Below are 18,213 nucleotides of genomic sequence, written 5' to 3' on the forward strand. Positions count from 1 at the left end.
TTTTTACAATAGTAAAAGACTGCATTCAGCTCTTGATTATAATACTCCTAATGAGGTAGAATTTAAGGCTTTGAATGCAGCTTAAGTAAGTTCGAATTTTTGTGTCCAAGATATTGACACAAATCCATTATCCCTCTTTCCGCACCATATAGGGAACGACAGGTGTGATTTGCTAAGTTGAAACCGAAAAAAGTTGAAAAAAATTTTTAACAAAACAAAAACAGCCCGATAATGTGTAATTACACAAACAGACTGTTTTATAAATTCTATTGATATGAATTTTTAATTCTTGTAAAGGGTGTAATGATTGTAATAGTGGACTGAAATATTTATTCAGTTGAGAACGGCAGAACGTTCTTCCGTATGCAATCATGGTATAGCCCCCTTTAACCAGAGCTATGCCTTATTTACTCCTAAGAAAAAAGGACAGTTCTGGTTATATCCAAAACCGTCCCGTTATTTTTCAAGACGCACAAAAGTGTATTATCTAGGAACGGTTTTTTTTATTTACCGCACACGATAACAGCTTTTGAATTATTACTGCATACTATATGCAAGCATTTCAAAAAATACGTTCTCATACATAGATAAAACTTTTTTGTCATAGCCTTTGTGTTCTGTAATGCCGTTTTTAGACCAGGTACTTACTTTATTACTTCGCTTGATAATATTTTGGAAAACCAAGTTATCTTCTTTATGTTGCTTGTACAGTTCTTCCAGGTTTGATTTTATCGTTGTGCTGTCCGTATCAACTAAATAAGGAACAAAACCGATCATATCTAGTCCAGGGTTAAACTGTTCTTGTAAATCAATCAAATAGGAAATATAGTTTTGAATGTTGTTTGTACTTTCTTCTTCTGCTTGTAAAGGGATCATGACGTAATCACTTGCCACGATTGCATTATTTGTATAAACGCTTGGCGTTGGTACAGTATCAATAATAATGAGATCATAGTCACTTTTTAAAGGTGCTAAAAGAGTAGCAAGCAATCTACTTTCATTTTCAAAAGTCCATGAGCGAGTTAATTTTGGCAGTAACATCAAATCAAACGTGCCAGGGATCAAGTCTAAATTATCAGTCAAATGAACAATAGAAGAAGCCAAGTTTCCATTTTTCAGTCCTTCATAAAAATTAACACGTGGCAATTCTACCTTAAATGTTTTTGCTAAGTCTTTTGTCAATGTTGCTTGTAAGTCCTTATCGATCATTAAAACTTTTAAATTAAATTTGTCTGTCAAGTAAGCAAACATAGTCGATAATTTTGACTTTCCAACACCACCTTTAAAATAATTGTTTAAGATAACAATCGCTTCATTTTTACTGTTTAAAATACGTCTTAATTCTTCAAGTATTTTGAGTTCTTCCTTCTCCATAACTACGCCCCATTCTTTTTTTGTATAGTAATATTGTATCATTAGGAATCACAAATCACAAGTGATTTGTGATTAATCACTTGTGATTTGTGATAAGTGATTTGTGATTAATATATAAAAGCCCTCTTTAAAGGGCTTTTATGCTTATTTTGAAAAAGAGATAAAATCAATATATCCCTTTTCTCCGATTTTTACAACGGCATTGTAGGACTTTCTATCTTTCGTTTTGATTCCTTTTACCAGGGTTTCTTTTCCCTCTAGTAATTCTTTTACATTTGTTTTGGTGAGTTTTTTCTTTCTAAAATGTTCAGCTAAAGTGAAGGTACATTCAGGATAATTTGAACAACCATAAAACGATTTTTTTAATACAATATTGTTGCCACACTTAGGACATTTTCCTACAAGGGGTCCCGAGCGCTTAGTGGGAATTTGTACCCCTTATCGATACAAATTCCCCGTAGGCGCTAGGGACCTCTTTAGCTCCTTGGAAGCTGTCAGTAGTATACCTAATAATTTATCTACATTCCCTTTAGTAACGTGTAACTTTCCAAATTTACAAAAGCGACTCATAGAATTATTTCCTCCCGTTAAATAATAGATAACTATTAAAAATAGACAATACTTGCTCATAAGTAACGGTACTTAAATTGTTTACTTTGGCGTGTTTCATTGCTTGATGAAACTGATTTTTAGTAAACAGTTGACGATATTCTCGATTGACCCATTTTGAAACAAAGTACGTATATAGCTTCCAATATTTATCTGGAACATCTGTGGTATGGCGGGTAAGTTTTATTAAGACACTGTTTACTTTTGGTTTAGGATGAAAGCATTCCGCTGGCAGCTTAAGCAATTGCTGAATCGAGACTTGAGTGTGCAAGAGCAACCCTAGTGTTCGGTGAATATCCAAGGTACGCTTGTAGAATCCTTCTTCAACAATCAGATAGATGTCAGACGCATGGCTTTCAAAAACCACTTTTTTAATAATTTGTGTGCTTAAATGGTAAGGAATACTCCCAACAATTTTATACCTCTGTTTGTTAGGGAATTGAAACTGTAGAATATCTTGGTGAATTAAAGTGACACGAGTATTCAGTTTTAATTTTTCTGACGATAAGTTGAATAGATGACTGTCTAATTCAATAGACGTTACCTGTTTACTTATTTTAGCCAGTTTCGTCGTTAAATGCCCTTTACCTGTTCCAATTTCGTAAACGGTATCGGTTTCTTTTAAATTCAATTGTTTTATTATTTGGTTGAGTACTTTTTCACTCGTTAAAAAGTTTTGAGAATATTTTATATTTTTGTTCATGTAATCACTCCTTCTTAATTACAAATTTTTAGCATCTAATTTAACTTCAATTCCTATTATACAAAATTTTAAGATACTGCACTATCAACACACTCTTAAGTTTGCTTCTAAGTCTTATTTCCATACTCGCTCTTAATACAATATAGTGTACCTCGTAATCTTCTTGGGCAAGAGCTTTCCATGGCTCCAAAAACCATGGCCCGACAATCCCATCTACAATTACATCATATCCGCCACGAGCATATCGCTTTGCAGCCTCTAAAAAGGCTTCAATGACAACCAGATTTTGCTTGTTGGATTCTGGCAAATGTGGTGGTATTGCGCCTTTGCTTAAGTAATGAAAAAAGTCATCGGTGTGCATATGCACTGATTTATCCATATCTGATTCCTTTGCGACAATTGACGCAGTTGTTGTTTTTCCTGTCCCCGGTGAGCCTGTAATCACAATAATTCTTCCTTGATTCATCTATATTTTCCCTCACAATTTGAATTTATCACTTTGTTCCTGCCTGCTCAATCATCTTCTTCGCAAACTCGTTTTCCCTGACCCTGGTTGCCCACCAAGTAAAAAAGCGGTTGGCGATTCAACCGCTTTTTTTCCTTGAACCAATTCTTCTAAATTATCATTTAAGCGATTTTCAAATTGTTTGTCAGTAAAATTGACTATATTTGCCATATTAAGCCACTTTCTCTTTATTCAAAACTTGTTTTGAATAGCGATTCATTGACCGCCAATACTCATGAACGGCTTGTAATTCTTCTAAAGAATAATCAAAAAGATTTACACGTTTTGCAAGCTTTAATTGGTTTAATAAATTGACTTCCAATAATTGAGAGTCATTTTTATTTAATTCATGATTCAAAACATAGTTTAATACTCGATTATAAACGCTTGCCGATAATTCGTTAATGATCTCTATTTCAAATGTTTTTTCATAAGTAACTGCCATTTCATTTTCACTCCTTTTAAAGTTTGTCAGGTAAATATTTCCGAATATATTCTTCTAAGGCTTTATCCATAACTTCTTTTACGTTTCCGCCATTCTTTGCTGTTTCGATTTTTATAATATGGTGCAAGTCAGCACGAACACGAACCGTCTTATCCCCCATAATATCTTTTTTTGCACTGATTGGTGTATCATTTCGTTTTGCTTTTTGTGCGCCTAAATTTCCCACAACCACTCACTTCTTTCTATTTCTTCTTACTCTTATTTTATCATCAACAATCACAAATCACAAGTGATTTGTGATTCTATTCTTTTTCGTTTTCTAATTGAATGATTCGCTCAATTTTAACACATTCTAAATATACAGCATGAAGTATAAACTCATGCTAGGTGATTTAAAATGAGAAAAGCAAAAGAAACACAAACTTTTGATTTCAGACCTTTAGGACTGGCAATCAGAGAAGCCCGTGAGAGAGCAGGGCTTTCTCGTAATGATTTAGGCGATAAAGTGTTCTATGGAGAACGCCATATCGCAGATATTGAAAATGTTGGTTCACACCCTAGTTTTCAATTATTCCATGATTTAGTTACCATGTTCAATATATCGGTCGATGAATATTTCTATCCAGCAGAGAACGTCGTAAAAAGTACAGCTCGCCGTCAGATAGAAACCTCTCTTGATTTATTGAGTGATAACGAATTAAAAATCATTCAAGGTACGATTGACGGTATCTTGAACAGCAGGGAGAGCAAGAAGTAATCAGCTTCTTGTTTTCCCTTTTTGCTATTCTGCATTATCTATTTGCTGATCTGCTCCGCAGGTAACAAATAAGAGCCAACAATCTATAAGTCATAATAACCTACAAATTATCGGCTCTGCGTCTTTGCGTCTGGCTCTTTGATAATAGTTACTTTTCCATGCTTTATATTGATTAAAGTTTCCGTTTTGCACTTCGGACAGAACAAAGGAAAATTTATCAGTTCTGTATCTTCTCGCACTTTAGTTCGTGTCTTATTATTGCAAATAGGACATAATACCCATAATTGCTTATCCATAGCCCCCCCTTATTCTTTTAAGAAATTTAATTTTTGCTTTTTCGTAGTGATATAAACATATTTTTTCGGCGTAAAATGTCTATTTCCAAAATACCTTTTGAAATTTGCTTGCATCTCTGGGTATGTACTATTCATAAATTCTTCAATATCCGCTCGGACGTTAGCAAACAATAAACCCTCAGTCTATATGCAGATTTTAATCATTTATTTTATTGATTTAAAATTTTCAATATATAAGGAAACTTCGCCACATTTTGGACAAACTGCAACTTTAGGTTTTTCTACCGTAGTTCCAAAAACGCCTTTAGTAGTTATTCTAATACCATATCCCTGCATATCAACTTTAACATCTAAATTTTCGACCATTTCTTCATGACATCTAAGACATTTTCTCATAACAATACCTCACTAATTGTATTTTCTAGTAAAAAATGCTTTTGATAGAAGATAAGAACTGAAAGCAAGAGCTATAACTATTATAAAAGCTATGCCGATACTCAATTCAAAATTATCGACTACAAACCATAAAATAGAATTGTTAGTCACATTTGTCCAAACTGCCAATACAACAAGAATAATCACTAGAGTAAACATAACCGCAAAACCTGCATTAACTCCAAGTGAATAATTTGAAGGCAATACAAATGACAAAAATACTAAGGTTACGGCAAAAGAAGCACAAGCAATAAACATATAATAACCAAATGCAAATTGAGGGAATATAAAATATGTTATGGTATTAACAAGCAAAGCTACCCCAAAGCCAATACAAGTCATAATCAAAGCAACTATATATCTGCTTTTTACAATCGTAGTTTTTGAAACGGGTAGTGCAACAACATATTTCCCCCATTTCCATTGTTCGTCGCAAGTCGTTAAGGAAATTATCATTGTCATTATTTCAACTGGAATTAACAATAAACTAATGTAAATAGCTCCTGTCCCTTTTAAAAATAACATCAAAGCTACTATAATGAATATATCCATAATAATTCTAGTAATTCCATATTTTTTCTGAATTACTAATAAATCTTTCATCAATAAGCCTTTCATTGTAATTCCCCCTTTACGTAAAACAACATAATATTTTCAATAGTAGCAGGTTCTACAAGTGCTTTTGGAAAATCTTTTGCAATCTTGTTTCTATCACGAACAAGAACCTTATATTGATAATCTTCTTTTTGATAGGAAATAATTTCTGTCTTATCTAGCGTATCAAAGACACTTGCTCCACAACTTACAACACCATAGTTATCAATTAAGTCGTCTTTTAATGAGCAGAAAACTAACCGTCCTTTATGAATAAAAGTAATATAATCTGCTATTTTTTCTAAATCACTTGTAATATGTGATGAAAACAAAATAGAGTAATTTTCATCTTGCACAAAATCAATCAGTATATCAAGAATATCATCTCGAATAATAGGGTCCAATCCACTTGTTGCTTCATCTAATATAAGTAATTCTGCTTTATGTGAAAGAGCAACAGCGAATGCAAGTTTTACTTTCATTCCTTTAGAAAAATCTTTAATTTTCTTCTTTGCTGGTAATTCGAACTGTTTCAAATAATTACGAAATGCTATACTGTCCCAATTGGTATATATTCCCGACATATATTTTTCAATTTCTTTTGGTGTAAAAATATCTGGAAAGTGGTTTTCGTCAAATACAATTCCGATTTTATCTTTTATTTCACATTCATCAATTATGTGGTCTTTTCCAAAAATCAAAATGTTTCCACTGTTTTTCTTAATTTCGTTCAAAATACAATTTACTGTGGTCGATTTTCCAGCTCCATTTTCGCCAATAAGCCCCATAATTACACCTCTAGGAATGGAAAAACTTAAGTCATTTAATACAAAATCGCCATAATCTTTTGTAAGGTTTTTAACTTCTAAAATATTTTCAGCCATTTACTCGTCCTCCTCATATAATAATTTTAATAATCCAATCAATTTATCAAGGTTTATGCCACTTGCACGGGCTATTTCAATAGCTTCTACAAATCTATCTTCGATTTTTTTCTGTTGTTCTTCTATATAAAAATCTTGATTTTGAGCAGATACAAAACACCCTTTGCCTGCTGTTGTTTCGATAAAACCGTCTTTTTGAAGCACATCATAAGATTTTTGAACAGTCAATACACTTATATGCAATGATTTTGCAAGTCCTCTTATTGATGGTAGAGCTTCGCCAGCCTTTAATTCCCCATTTATAATCAATGCTTTTATTTGCGAAGAAATTTGTTCATAAATAGGTATGCTTGCATGATTATTGATAAAGATTTCCATTTAAACACCGCCTTGTTCTATACTGTATAGCTTATACAAGTACAGCATAATACTTAAAAATACAGTTGTCAATATTAAAAGGCTTGCAGAGCATAAAAATATGATACAAGCCTTTTACAATTATCCTACAATCTTCCAGTTACTATCCTTATGTAGCACAAGCTCATACTGCGATACTTGCGTTGCCTTTGTCTGATTATCAAGGAATTTTACAGCAACCTTAACTTTTACATTCTCCCCGTCTTTTGTAAAGATAGGGTTTACCAGTTCAGAATAAAGGTAGTCCCTGCCGATAGGTTCAAGCACATTCCCCGACACATAATAAGCAAGTTCGTTTTCTGTGGCTGTTGGGTACAACTTAAAGAATGTTTCCAGAAATGCGGTAGCGTCATTTGCAGTATCAGCGTCTACACTTGCGTCTGTTTCTGGTGTCTTTGGATCATAGTCTGATTTTTCGATTGCTGGTGCAAGAGTAGGGTTCTGAACGATTACCATATCCCCGTCAGCGTCTACATGAACTTTTACAGTATAGGTTGCTTTCACATTGCTTGTCTGTTCGCCCTCTTTTATCTGCTGATCTACTTCGTAGGTAGCAGAAAAAGTATCCGTTCCCGATTGCTCGATATGCCATACAATCACATCTGTAACTGTGGAGCTGGTCGGTATGTCGGTTCTAATGGTATCTATATTCAAGTCCTGCAATTCCTTTGTCAGATAACCGCTGATTGCCTGCGTCCTTGCTTCAATCGCTTCTTTGCTGTTATTCCATGTGTAATATGACTTCGCAAAGTTCTTCACGAAATTTTCTATCCCGTTGGTGTCCTGCAAGCGAAGCTCAATGATTTCTTTTTCATGGGTGGTGTGCTGGTCGATAGCGGTAAAATTCTTATACACCCCGAAGCTCACGCTTGCGATAAGCACCACCCACAAGGCAATCACAGTTTTCTTATGTGTGCCTACCTTGACAGTACGCACCTTTTTTTCTTTTGGTTCTTTGATAGTTTCTGTCTGTTTCTTATTTTTCTTAAACATATCTTCAAGTCCTTTCTATTGTTTTACTCGTCCTGCACCGATTAAGTGCTGTTGCCAGTAACTACTGCTTAGGTCTGCAAATCCTATCGGGTCGCCTGCATGGTACATCTGGTTATTTCCTACATAAATGCCGACGTGGGTTACATACGAACCAGCGTTATAGGTAGAATGGAAAAATACCAAGTCCCCAGCCTTTGCCTGCGAGAGTGGGAGATGTTGGGTAGCATCATACTGTGCTTGTGCCGTTCTCGGTAAGGAGATACCAGCTTTTCCATAACACCATTGTGTCAGTCCCGAACAGTCAAAGGAAGTGTTGGGATTACTACCACCATAGACGTACTTCCAGCCTTGATACTTCAACGCTTCATTCATTACCTTTTGTGCCAGCTCTCCCGACACCTGCGGAACAGTTAAATACTGATTGACTAATTCCACATAGAACATATTTCCATAGCTATACCGCCAGCCTCCATTCTTCGCAACAGCTATTGGATTGGTGTATGTTACTTTCTTTCCACCCGATTTTTCACGGGCAAAGCTCTCTGCAAGGTTGAAAGTGTGTTTATTTCCTTTTCCTGCCACATATCCCACATAACCACCGCCATAGTTATAAGACTGTATCGCTACATTCAAATCGTCCATACCTTGATTTTTGCAGGACGAAAGCAGGGACGCAAAATATTTACACCCCTGCTTGATTGAACTTTCTGTATCTAATGAATTGGGCGGTAGTCCCAGACTTTCAGAGCTTTGCATAACGTCCTCGGCTGTACCGCCACTTTCCACTTGTATGATTGCCAGCAACACATTGACATACTCGGAAATGCCGTATTCTCTGGCGTACTTTTCCACCATAGGCTGATGTTTCAAGACTTCTGCGGATAAGTTCATACCCGTAATGCCAGAAGAAAAGTTGCTGTTCTCGTCGTCGCTGTCCGCACTAATCAACACCCCAAAGAAAAGCACCAGTGAAAAGAGGATAGGAAACAGACTGCCGATAATAGCAATATGTTTCAGTTTCATTTTTTCTTCTGTCCTTTCTTCATTACAAGGTTACGGGTTTTCTCTGTGGTCTGCTGGTTTTTCTGGACGCTTTGCGTCTGCTGAACTTTTGTCCTGCGGTCTTTGGTGTCATTCTGGCGTGTTTCCTGCGATACCACTTTTTCTACATTCTGCCTATGTACTGGCTGTGTAGGCTGGCTCGTTTTCCTATCAGAAGTACCCGAAGATAAGGGACGCTCTTTGATAACCGTTGTCTTGACTGGCTCATTTGTTTTTGAAGTCGTCGCTGTGGCAGGGCGTTTGACTTCCTGCGTTTTTTCAGCACTCGGCTTTGGAATGGTTGAAGCTGTGGCTGGTCGCTCATGGGGACGGGTAGCTCCCGTTGTCGCTGATCCGTCAGCCTTTCGCTGTGCCTGCCTTGCTTCTTGTGCCTTTTGAAGCTCCATACGCTTATCGGCGATATTCTGCCTATGCTGTTCCCGTTTTTCCATACGTCCCGACTGTCTGGACTGCTGTTCCTGCACCATGCCACGCTTGAAGTCGGACACGCTGGACTTTGCCTTTTCCTTTGCGGAGTGGACGGCATAAGCGGTCTGTGTCGGCATATCCTTGATATTCTCTTTGACAGCACTTGCCTTATCTTTCACTTTATTTTTTGTATCTAAGACAGCACCCACCTTTGAACCTACACGCTGTCCCATGCTGGAAGATGTATTACCCCGACTATCTTTTGTAGCTGTGTTCCTTGTCGCTTTTCTGTTTGAAATCGTGCTACCAGCCACCGCACCAGCAACACCACCAGCAGTAACCGCACCAGCAAGCCGTCTTTCCATACGTCTAGCCCTATGTGCCAAGTATAGATATGGTCTGCGGAAAATTCTTCGTCCCATGCTTTGACTATCATTAGCGTTCAAAGAGAACATACTCATTAAGTCACCCAGCTTCATGTAGATACCAGCGAAACACACTATCTGTAAGAACGCCACCATGAAAAACGGATAGTCCGTGGATATGTTATAAAACATACTGGAAATGCTGAACGCCACCGTTACAATGAGCGTTATTCCTGCTCGTGTCATTATGGTATTAAACACCCTCACGATTGCCTGCTTTGCCATGCTTTCATAGCTCGGTATCATGGAAAGTAAAAAGCTGATAGGCAGAAACATAGCAAAGATAATAAAAAGTATCTGGCTGAATAACATCATGCCCGTAAGCAAGAATACAAATATCGTTATCCCTAAGTTGAAGAACAGTAGGAAGAACACCATACCTAAACGGTTCACGACCTGCGGTATCGTCAGATTGTTGTTGTCGTTGTCCTCGATTTCTGTTTTCACGACTTCCTCTCTGGTCTTTCCGTCCTCGTCCTCTGGGCTTGCCGATACCAGAGCTTCTACACGGTCTGCCCCGATTTCTTCTGCGTTGCTGTTCCCGAATTGTAAGAGTAACCACGGCTGTTCCACTTGAATAGAAAATAGGCTGTCCCTTATCAAGTCCACGCTGTCCTTGCCCTTGCTGTCAGAGTTTGGGAGCATGATTTTTGTTCCCAAGTCCAACGAAGCGGTACTAATATCACTTGAAAATTCATTTATCTTTTTGATGTAGTCGGGAGCGTAGGCAATAAACGAAGCGGACAGCACGAACACCACCACAAAGTTAATAACGGCATGAAGTGCCTTGCTGGTTTCCCGTTTTATCAGTCCCGTATAGGCAACATAAAGTCCCACCACTAAGATAATGAGAAGCAGGAAACCAACATAGAAGCCCGTAGAAGAAAAACCGTTCTGTGTTACGCCTGCAATGGTCTGTATGCTTTTTCCGATACTGTCTGCCATATCGTTAATGAAGTCCAGTTTATAGGCTTCCTGCACCACATAGCCCGTGGCATTGCTTAAATAAAGGCTTATCGTCCAGACAAAGTTGGTAATGCAGTAAAGCCCATACTGCACCGATTTTCCGATACCGTCCAGCCAGTTCCACGGAAGCCACGACCAGCTATTATCCACATAAAAATCAAGCTGGTAATTCGACAGCGGATATTTTGAGTAAAGATTTTCTGCATTTATGGTATCGTCCACAAGCCCCGTCGCATGAGCCACCGTCCCCAGAAGTGAAAGCAGGATAAGGGAGAGTGCCACCACGAACAGAACCATTTTGAGAAAGTGGAAAATCTTCTTTTTTGTGAACGCACCTTTTATCCTTTCTTTCATCACTCCACCTCATTTCTCTGTACGGGCGGTCTGGTATCAAAGGCGTGTAGCAGTTCTTCAAAGACGGGGTGTATCTGCACCACACCGACACGTCCGTATAAGTCCTGCAATAAGCATTGTCCGTTCTCTAAATCACGCAAGCGTTTCTGGTTGTTCTCGTCGTCCTTGTCGATACCAAAAAACTCTAAGGTCTGTTTTATCTCGTTAATGTCAGTAGAACGAAAGGCAAACTTCAAGCCGATATTGTTTTTCAGACTTTCCTTTGAAACATCATAGGCAGACTGGGTAACAAAATAAACGCCTGCCTGCATAGCTCGTCCAGCACGAACCAGCTTGTTAGAGAGCGTTTCTCCTTGTGCCACATTTAAGAACGCCCACGCTTCGTCAAGGTCTACAATCTTAAAAATACTTCTGTCCGAATGGATAAAATCAAGGGCAAAGGTACTAATCACAATCAGCATAGAAACCGATAATAATTCAATGGTCGTGTATTCCTCAAAAGTGGTATCTTTATCTGGCAGTACAAGGTCAGCTACTTGAATGATGTTGAGCTGGTTATCCAGACTGATAGCATTTTCTACCGTCCCGTCTGAAAACAGCAGATGTGCAAAGTCGTAGTCCGTGAAGCTGTCGATATGGTCTGCGATATTTCTTGATATGGGCGTATCTTCACGGCGTAGCTCGTCTATCACATGGAGCAAGCCCCGACTGTTGCTCTGGGTAACGGAGCGTACCGCTTTACGAAGTACGGGGAATTTTTCGCCGTCCCTAGAGGAAATACCCGTAAGGAATGTTAAGATGTCGATTGCCAGACTTTCAGCGTCTTTTACATTCTTCATAATCACGAATGGGTCAAGAAGTCCTGCATTTCCTTTATCGCTGGTTAAGTTTACGATATTGATTTCATGTGCGATTTCTGGAAGTGTTTCCTTCCAGTTGCCACGCTCTGATTTTGGGTCTAAGATAACCGCCTGTCCCCCAAAGAGAACCGAATAATACACCAGAAGATTGTTACAGAACGACTTTCCACCGCCAAGCGAACCGACAAAAGCAGACGCAAGGGCGTTGGTAACTGTACCTTTTATACCTTGACTGGCAAGGGACGGTTGCAGGTACACATTTCTTCCCGTATCAACGGAATAGCCCATATAGATACCCGTAGTTTCTCCTAACTGCTGTGTCGCACCAAAGCCAAGCCCAGCTAAAAAATCTGATTTTACATACTGCACATAATCATTGATATATCGCTTGCTGGCAGGTAAAAATTCAGAATGAAGCCCCAGCATATCCCCAGCAGGACGCACCAGCTTTACATTGAGGTCGTCGTAAAAGTCCTTGACTTCATCACAACGGCGTTTTAATTCGTCCAAATCATCAGCCGATACACGCACTACATAAGAGAGCTTATACATACTTTCTTTTGTCTGGTCTAAGTCCGTTTCCAGCTCATCCACGCTGTCTAATGCGTCCACCACATTTGAACTGGTTTCACTTCCTGCTTGATAGGCGTGATTATCCAAATCTTTCAATTCCTTTTTCTTATTTCTTACTGTGGTAAGAGCCTTTCGATTCTCCACGATTTCTACATTCATAGAAGTATCAACGGGGAATGTGAATTGCTGTTGTTGGAAATAGAAGATTTCACTTGACGGAAAATCAAGCTCCCCGACAATCGCATTGACGGTAAAGTAGGACACATAGCTTTCCTTGTCCTCATGTTCCAATCGTAAATACCGCTGGCTTTCCTCAATCACACACCTTGTCGGACGGATAAGGTCGTAGTATTTTATCAGCGTTTCTTTGTTCAATTTCTTCTTTGGTAACTGATACTCATAATCTTCATAGGCGATACCGTTCCTGCCGTAAAGATGTTCCATGAGATACCCAAAATCATTGATTTCCAAGCGACGCACCTTGAAGCGACGGGAGATTTTATTTTCCAGTAACTTTTCCATTTTCATGTAACGGTTGATTTCATCATTCGGCATGGAAACAAAATCATTCATCAGCGTGTGGTTCACTTCATGGAGAAATTCCGTGAACGTCAGCCACGCCGATTTTTTTATGTTCTTCAGATTGAGCTGTTCTTCCGTAACCATGAGCTTAAAGCCAAGAAAAAAGCGGTAGTCCACTTGATTGTCACCAATCATAGATACTAACGCTTCGGTCTGTTCGTCTATTTTCTGGCAGGCAACTTCCTTTAATTTTCCAGTTACCAGCTTCTTTGACTGCTCCTGCATACTATGGATTGAGCTTTCCGTAGCAATCTGCAACGCATGAATTTTACCCTCACGGGACTGTGCGATAAGCTGTCGGAAACTGTCATGCACGATAAATTTCTGCTCTGCGGATAGAAAAGAATAGTTGTACGGTATCAGCTCATAGTAAGCGAACACCTCATTGTCCTTGTTCCAGACAAGGTTATTGTCAATATATTTTATCGGGAACATAGTTCACACTCCTTACTGCCGTGATTGTTTCATTCAAGGTCTGCTTATGCAGTTTTACGGCTTTTCCCGCATAAGTGATTTTAGGTCGCAGGGCATAGGTTATCTGTGATTTCAAAAAGCTGTACGGCTTCTTTCCGTCAAAGGTTTTCTGCGACATAAACCAAGTGAGAGCAACGGGAATACCGAAGTATTTGAGAAATGCTCCCTCAATCATGGAAAGTGGGGGAATATCCCCAAACAGAATGATGATAAATTCCGTAATCACAAACCATGTAATCTGTGTAAAGGTAACGGGAAAAGGCAGGTTAAAGTCATTGATTGCATACAAGACTTTTTCCACGTTCCAGATACCCGTATAAGATTTAATCTTTTTCAAGTTCTTTCAGCTCCTTTCGTAAGTTCTTCAAAGAGAAAAGGACAGCCATTTTCAGACTGTCCCTTAAAAGAGAAATACGCTGTCAGTAGCAACCATGCCGTTGCTGATCTTCCAGCGTTAATATGGTATCTCGCATATCCCTCGGCTTGTTTCAATAAAGCAACCGCCCATATCCAAATCTCGCCCGTAGGCTTCATAATCAATGTAGTTCTGTAAGCTGGGTGGAATGTCCCCAAGTGCCTGCAATTCGTCTATGTAGTAATAGGCAACATCTGTCATGGTTTCACAGTCGGGATAATAATAAATATCGTCCTTGTGTTCCACGACTTCTTCCAGCGTCCCGTAGTGACTGATAAATTCGTCCAGACACTCTACGATATAGTCGGGAAGTTCCTCTATCATTTCATACATCTCATTGAGTTCTTCAATGGAAACATACTCGCCAATCGCAATGGGGAAGTTGTCGGTATCATGGATAGCGTATTCCTCATACTGTTCATTCAAGCCGATTTTTTCTTTTACATCTTCCTCGTCAATGGGGAACGTGAACCAAGCACCGACTAAATAACCCTCATTGTATTTACCGAGATTAGCAATGTAAACCGCCATATCATCTATCATAAGCACCACCTCATTTCCTACTCTGGTAGTTCAAAGATACCGTGTTCCGTTACTAAGAATTTCCCGTGTTCCTGCAAGTGAGAAGCGTAGGCTTCAAAGTCAAAGTAGTATTCTTGACAGTCCTCGGATAAATGTTTGAACGTCGAGTCATTCATCAGCTTTTGCCTTGCAACATCTATCATGCTTTTGCAGTCGGGATAAACCGTAATCACGTTCCTGCAAATATAAAGTGCTTCTAAATTCTCAAACACCGTAAGTAGTGATACATATTCTTCCTGCATATCGCTTGAAAGCTGGCGGTACATAAACTCTAATTCGTTAAGCTGGTACACGCTTGTATGTTCGTGGACTTCATCAGCATAAGGCAACACCTTTTCGATAATGCGGTACGCCGTGCTTTCTGCACCGACACCTAACTTTTCTTCAAACTCGGCAACATCTATCGGCAGGTCGAACCAGTATGATGTTGTTTCTTCGCCAGTTGTTTCTCTCGTTTCCACCAGCACCCTTGTTTCCTGCATTGTTCTTCACGTCCTTTCTGTTGTTTCATCACATCTTTTAAGGTCTGGTACGGCATACCAAACACAAACTTTGAAAAATCTTCTAATTGTCTTTCTTCATAATCGGCAGGGCTCAGCCGTTTCATTTCACGCCACACCTTACGCTTGTAAGAGGGCAGGTCAGAAATGTATTCACAGCCGACTTTTGCCTGCATATCCTTAAAAATATCGTTCATGTAATCACTCCAATCTGAAATTTTGGTATGAAAAAAGCAGTCAATCATAAGACTAACTGCTTTGTGTGAATATTAAATTATAGCTTATCCTAATCTCTTTTTAATCTTTCTTTTTAGTTTGAAAAAGAAACTCGTTGAATATTGCTCGTTTTTCACTAATAGTTCATAGGTTTCCATAACATTGATTGTATATACAAAACCCAACATTCCAACAGCAAGACCGAAAAATGCAAAGGAATGATATTCTGTCCATGAAATATAGCCTTTCACAGTAAATAGAAAGAAAATTAGTCCTGCTATAAAGAGAACAGTACAAGGAACAGCAACTATTACATATTTTTTCTTTTTTGAAGTGTATTCGCTTTTCAATTCTTTTAGATATTCATAATCAAGTAGTAAAGGTTCTTGCCTTAAAATGTTGTATTCTTGTTTTTCATAAAAAATTGCTACGACAAAAAATATAATTCCTGCCACAAAGCAAAATGCCATACCTAAATAACGCCAAGTCATATTATCTAAAAACAAGGTATATGGTATTCCAGCAAAAATGCAAAGCATAACCCCTAAAGCAAGATAAAGTCCTAATTTTTTCTGATTAGCGATAAACCCTACCGACATTTCCTTGCTTACATAATATCCTCGTTCTTCACTATTCTTTACATTCTTTTCGTCTTTCAAAAGATAATCCGTAGATACTTCAAAAATGTTTGATAATTGTAAAAGCTTTTCTGTTTCTGGAAACCCTTGATTGTTTTCCCATTTACTAATTGCCTGCCTAGTAGTGCCTATTTGTTCAGCTAGTGCTTCTTGCGATATTCCTTTTTCTTTTCTTAACTTGAAGATTTTTTCTCCTAAACTCATTGTGTGATACCTCCTATGATTTGATGAATAAATTTTATCAAGCCATAATGTTATATTCTATATTTTTTGAAATGCACATTAGCAACTTCAAGTTGCAACCTTGTATAATATACAAAATTCATAGATTTTTCTGGTAAGTACAGCGTTTTATGTAATACAACATTCAAATTATAACATTCGCATATCAGTACCACAATAAAATTTTATGCACCGATAATCTTATTGAACAGCTCTAACAATACATCTTTCACACCGCCAGCATTGAATACCAAACCGACAGCAATCAAGGCAACTACCAAGAAGCCGATAAGTTTGGAAAACTCACGCTTGAACCCTAAGTAGATACCGATAACCACAATCGCCATAAGCACTAAGCTCTGTGCGTTACTTAAAAACCATTGATACAAATTTTGTCCGAAATTCATTTAATTGTCCTCGCTTTCTTCTAATTGTTTCATTTTATAGTCAGCTTCTTTGCCGACATTCAAAATACACATCAAGACTATGCCGATACCCATTCCCATAGATACCAGCAGGAAGTCTTTTAATAATACCCACATTTTTCATCACTCCTAAATTTCTACTAAATCTTTTGCAGGGGTCGTCTGCTGTTTGATTATCATTTCATGCTTTTCTGTGAGCTTTGCCTGCTGTTCGATTGTCTCCATGTAATCTGTACCGTTTCCCTTATCAATCTTTTTCAGCATTTTCAAGGTCGGTGCTACCTGCCTTTGTACCCAACGCAATGTACGATCTAAGGTATAAGGTTCTGGCTTTGTCGTCAGTTTCAGACTTTGCCGATTATCGCCGATAAACCAAGCCCAGCGGTCATTGAGTTTCCAGTCATTTTTCCGCTTGTCTGGTTCTTCATCAACAAACCGTACATACTGATTGATGATAGAAAAGGCGGTCTGCTCTGCGTCGTAATACGTCAGCAAATCCCGTACTGCATAATAGGCACGTTCATTTCTAAGCCGTATCTCAAAACGGTTGATAATATCGGCTTCTTCCAGAGGTGTCCCTAACTTGACATACTGCTCATAGTCCTTTTCATAGATACAGAAATATACATCAGATTTCAGCGAACCAAGATAAAGGGTACGTCCCATATATTCTCTGTCGTCCTCGCTGTGCTTGATAAGCTCGCCCGACTGGTAAAACTTATAACTTCTGGACTTTCCGATATATTCCCGTTTTCTGCATTTTTCCGCAAGCTCTGGAATATCCAAAATGCCCGTATGGTCGTTGATAGCAAGGTCGATACGCTTCATCACGCCACCGTCTATGAGTGCGTCCATGAGAAAGTCATACCAGCTTCTTTGCTGTGCCAGCAGGTAACTCTCAAACTGTCGGCAACCACGCCCCTTTAACTCTAAAAGGACACCTTTTTCTTCGTCAGCCGACGTATAGATAAAGATGTCCCCTAAAGAATAATGCTCCGTATAACTGTAATGTCCGTAATCTTCATGGAGCATATAGTTGATATTCAGTTTTAATATATCTTTGATGATGTGCTGTATATCCAGCGTGGGAAAACGAATTTTCACATAATCAAACAGCATGGTAAGCGGTGCTTCTGGATTGAACCTTGCCAGTTCTTTATGCAGAGTTTCCAGAAGTTCCTTTGACGGCTTCATTTTTCCGCTTTCTATCTTGTTGAGATATTCCCTTGTGATACCAGAAGCCACCGCCAGCCTGCCTTGTGAGATACCGTAAGCAATCCGTTTCTCCCGTAATTCTTTTATCCATTGTTCTTCATTCAGAACCATACCCCCAATCTGTCAAGTGTGAAGTTTTTTAAGGCGACTTCACAGCCGATTTTTACTGGGAAATCATGCCAGAAGCCTTATGTTTCCTATGTTTTTCGTCTATTGTCTATTTGCAAACGTACCCCTCTGTTAGATACCGAGGGGTTTTACCTGCTGGCGTGGCTTACGCCACA

The 18,213-nt window shown here is 38.6% G+C and carries 22 protein-coding genes and 2 pseudogenes; 1 reads left to right on the forward strand and 23 read right to left on the reverse strand.

Translation table 11 applies throughout. The features are described 5' to 3' along the window. Window positions 1-537: 537 nt before the first annotated feature. From EJJ37_RS14590 to EJJ37_RS14625, 6 genes and pseudogenes are all read right to left on the reverse strand, one after another. Complete coding sequence (locus EJJ37_RS14590; protein ID WP_021377930.1) at window positions 538-1,374, reverse strand: ParA family protein; 837 nt, start codon at window positions 1,372-1,374, stop codon at window positions 538-540. A 144-nt stretch (window positions 1,375-1,518) separates the two neighbouring features. Next, complete coding sequence (locus EJJ37_RS14595) at window positions 1,519-1,803, reverse strand: topoisomerase C-terminal repeat-containing protein (RefSeq protein ID WP_073459356.1); 285 nt, start codon at window positions 1,801-1,803, stop codon at window positions 1,519-1,521. 145 nt (window positions 1,804-1,948) lie between these two features. Beyond that, entirely contained in the window at window positions 1,949-2,686 is a 738-nt protein-coding gene (gene erm(B) / locus EJJ37_RS14605; protein WP_002292226.1) for a 23S rRNA (adenine(2058)-N(6))-methyltransferase Erm(B), read from the reverse strand. A gap of 46 nt (window positions 2,687-2,732) precedes the next feature. Then, window positions 2,733-3,362, reverse strand: a pseudogene (locus EJJ37_RS21230) (P-loop nucleotide/nucleoside kinase family protein). 1 nt (window position 3,363) lies between these two features. Next, window positions 3,364-3,636 carry an antitoxin gene (locus tag EJJ37_RS14620; protein WP_000301765.1) on the reverse strand — a complete coding sequence of 91 codons (273 nt, stop codon included), beginning with the start codon at window positions 3,634-3,636 and terminating at the stop codon, window positions 3,364-3,366. Window positions 3,637-3,652: 16 nt separating this feature from the next. Beyond that, window positions 3,653-3,862, reverse strand: coding sequence for a peptide-binding protein (locus tag EJJ37_RS14625; RefSeq protein WP_000527317.1), 210 nt, complete (start codon window positions 3,860-3,862; stop codon window positions 3,653-3,655). 171 nt (window positions 3,863-4,033) lie between these two features. Here EJJ37_RS14625 and EJJ37_RS14630 point away from each other — a divergent pair, with 171 nt between their 5' ends. Next, entirely contained in the window at window positions 4,034-4,393 is a 360-nt protein-coding gene (locus EJJ37_RS14630) for a helix-turn-helix transcriptional regulator (protein ID WP_003423065.1), read from the forward strand. Between the two features lie 107 nt (window positions 4,394-4,500). Here the strand turns inward: EJJ37_RS14630 and EJJ37_RS14635 are convergent, their stop codons facing one another. The 17 genes and pseudogenes from EJJ37_RS14635 to mobT all read right to left on the reverse strand — a co-directional run bounded on the left by EJJ37_RS14635 (window position 4,501) and on the right by mobT (window position 18,040). Next, window positions 4,501-4,689, reverse strand: coding sequence for a cysteine-rich KTR domain-containing protein (locus EJJ37_RS14635; protein WP_009269672.1), 189 nt, complete (start codon window positions 4,687-4,689; stop codon window positions 4,501-4,503). Between the two features lie 204 nt (window positions 4,690-4,893). Beyond that, window positions 4,894-5,085 (reverse strand): hypothetical protein, encoded by a 192-nt coding sequence (locus EJJ37_RS14640; RefSeq protein ID WP_003423063.1) that lies wholly within the window; start codon window positions 5,083-5,085, stop codon window positions 4,894-4,896. 12 nt (window positions 5,086-5,097) lie between these two features. Continuing rightward, on the reverse strand, window positions 5,098-5,742 hold the full coding sequence (locus EJJ37_RS14645; RefSeq protein WP_003423062.1) for an ABC-2 transporter permease: 645 nt from the start codon (window positions 5,740-5,742) through the stop codon (window positions 5,098-5,100). Beyond that, the gene (locus tag EJJ37_RS14650; protein WP_003423060.1) at window positions 5,739-6,602 is read right to left on the reverse strand and encodes an ABC transporter ATP-binding protein; all 864 of its coding nucleotides are present in this window, start codon (window positions 6,600-6,602) and stop codon (window positions 5,739-5,741) included. The genes EJJ37_RS14645 and EJJ37_RS14650 overlap by 4 nt, the downstream gene beginning before the upstream one ends. Then, window positions 6,603-6,980, reverse strand: a complete 378-nt coding sequence (locus EJJ37_RS14655) for a GntR family transcriptional regulator (RefSeq protein WP_003423058.1) — start codon at window positions 6,978-6,980, stop codon at window positions 6,603-6,605. Between the two features lie 120 nt (window positions 6,981-7,100). Continuing rightward, window positions 7,101-8,012, reverse strand: coding sequence for a conjugal transfer protein (locus EJJ37_RS14660; RefSeq protein WP_003423057.1), 912 nt, complete (start codon window positions 8,010-8,012; stop codon window positions 7,101-7,103). A 15-nt stretch (window positions 8,013-8,027) separates the two neighbouring features. Continuing rightward, on the reverse strand, window positions 8,028-9,035 hold the full coding sequence (locus EJJ37_RS14665) for a C40 family peptidase (protein ID WP_003423055.1): 1,008 nt from the start codon (window positions 9,033-9,035) through the stop codon (window positions 8,028-8,030). Continuing rightward, window positions 9,032-11,227 carry a CD3337/EF1877 family mobilome membrane protein gene (locus tag EJJ37_RS14670; RefSeq protein WP_003423053.1) on the reverse strand — a complete coding sequence of 732 codons (2,196 nt, stop codon included), beginning with the start codon at window positions 11,225-11,227 and terminating at the stop codon, window positions 9,032-9,034. The genes EJJ37_RS14665 and EJJ37_RS14670 overlap by 4 nt, the downstream gene beginning before the upstream one ends. Then, window positions 11,227-13,677, reverse strand: a complete 2,451-nt coding sequence (tcpF, locus tag EJJ37_RS14675) for a conjugal transfer ATPase TcpF (RefSeq protein WP_003423051.1) — start codon at window positions 13,675-13,677, stop codon at window positions 11,227-11,229. The genes EJJ37_RS14670 and tcpF overlap by 1 nt, the downstream gene beginning before the upstream one ends. Then, a complete protein-coding gene (locus EJJ37_RS14680; protein WP_004843362.1) occupies window positions 13,655-14,053 on the reverse strand; it encodes a conjugal transfer protein in 399 nt (132 codons plus the stop codon). Before EJJ37_RS14680 ends, tcpF begins: the two co-directional genes overlap by 23 nt. A gap of 117 nt (window positions 14,054-14,170) precedes the next feature. Next, a complete protein-coding gene (locus tag EJJ37_RS14685; protein WP_003423048.1) occupies window positions 14,171-14,674 on the reverse strand; it encodes an antirestriction protein ArdA in 504 nt (167 codons plus the stop codon). Window positions 14,675-14,691: 17 nt separating this feature from the next. Next, on the reverse strand, window positions 14,692-15,195 hold the full coding sequence (locus EJJ37_RS14690; RefSeq protein WP_003423046.1) for an antirestriction protein ArdA: 504 nt from the start codon (window positions 15,193-15,195) through the stop codon (window positions 14,692-14,694). After that, entirely contained in the window at window positions 15,114-15,410 is a 297-nt protein-coding gene (locus tag EJJ37_RS14695; RefSeq protein ID WP_003423044.1) for a hypothetical protein, read from the reverse strand. Before EJJ37_RS14695 ends, EJJ37_RS14690 begins: the two co-directional genes overlap by 82 nt. A gap of 84 nt (window positions 15,411-15,494) precedes the next feature. Continuing rightward, complete coding sequence (locus EJJ37_RS14700) at window positions 15,495-16,271, reverse strand: helix-turn-helix domain-containing protein (protein WP_003423043.1); 777 nt, start codon at window positions 16,269-16,271, stop codon at window positions 15,495-15,497. 203 nt (window positions 16,272-16,474) lie between these two features. Then, a complete protein-coding gene (locus tag EJJ37_RS14705; protein ID WP_002323342.1) occupies window positions 16,475-16,696 on the reverse strand; it encodes a hypothetical protein in 222 nt (73 codons plus the stop codon). Then, window positions 16,697-16,810, reverse strand: a pseudogene (locus EJJ37_RS14710) (DUF3789 domain-containing protein); the annotation flags it as partial. A 33-nt stretch (window positions 16,811-16,843) separates the two neighbouring features. Further along, on the reverse strand, window positions 16,844-18,040 hold the full coding sequence (mobT, locus tag EJJ37_RS14720) for a MobT family relaxase (protein WP_003423038.1): 1,197 nt from the start codon (window positions 18,038-18,040) through the stop codon (window positions 16,844-16,846). Between the last annotated feature and the right edge of the window lie 173 nt (window positions 18,041-18,213).

Source organism: Clostridium cuniculi (genome assembly GCF_004353185.1).
Lineage (GTDB): Bacteria > Bacillota > Clostridia > Clostridiales > Clostridiaceae > Clostridium > Clostridium cuniculi.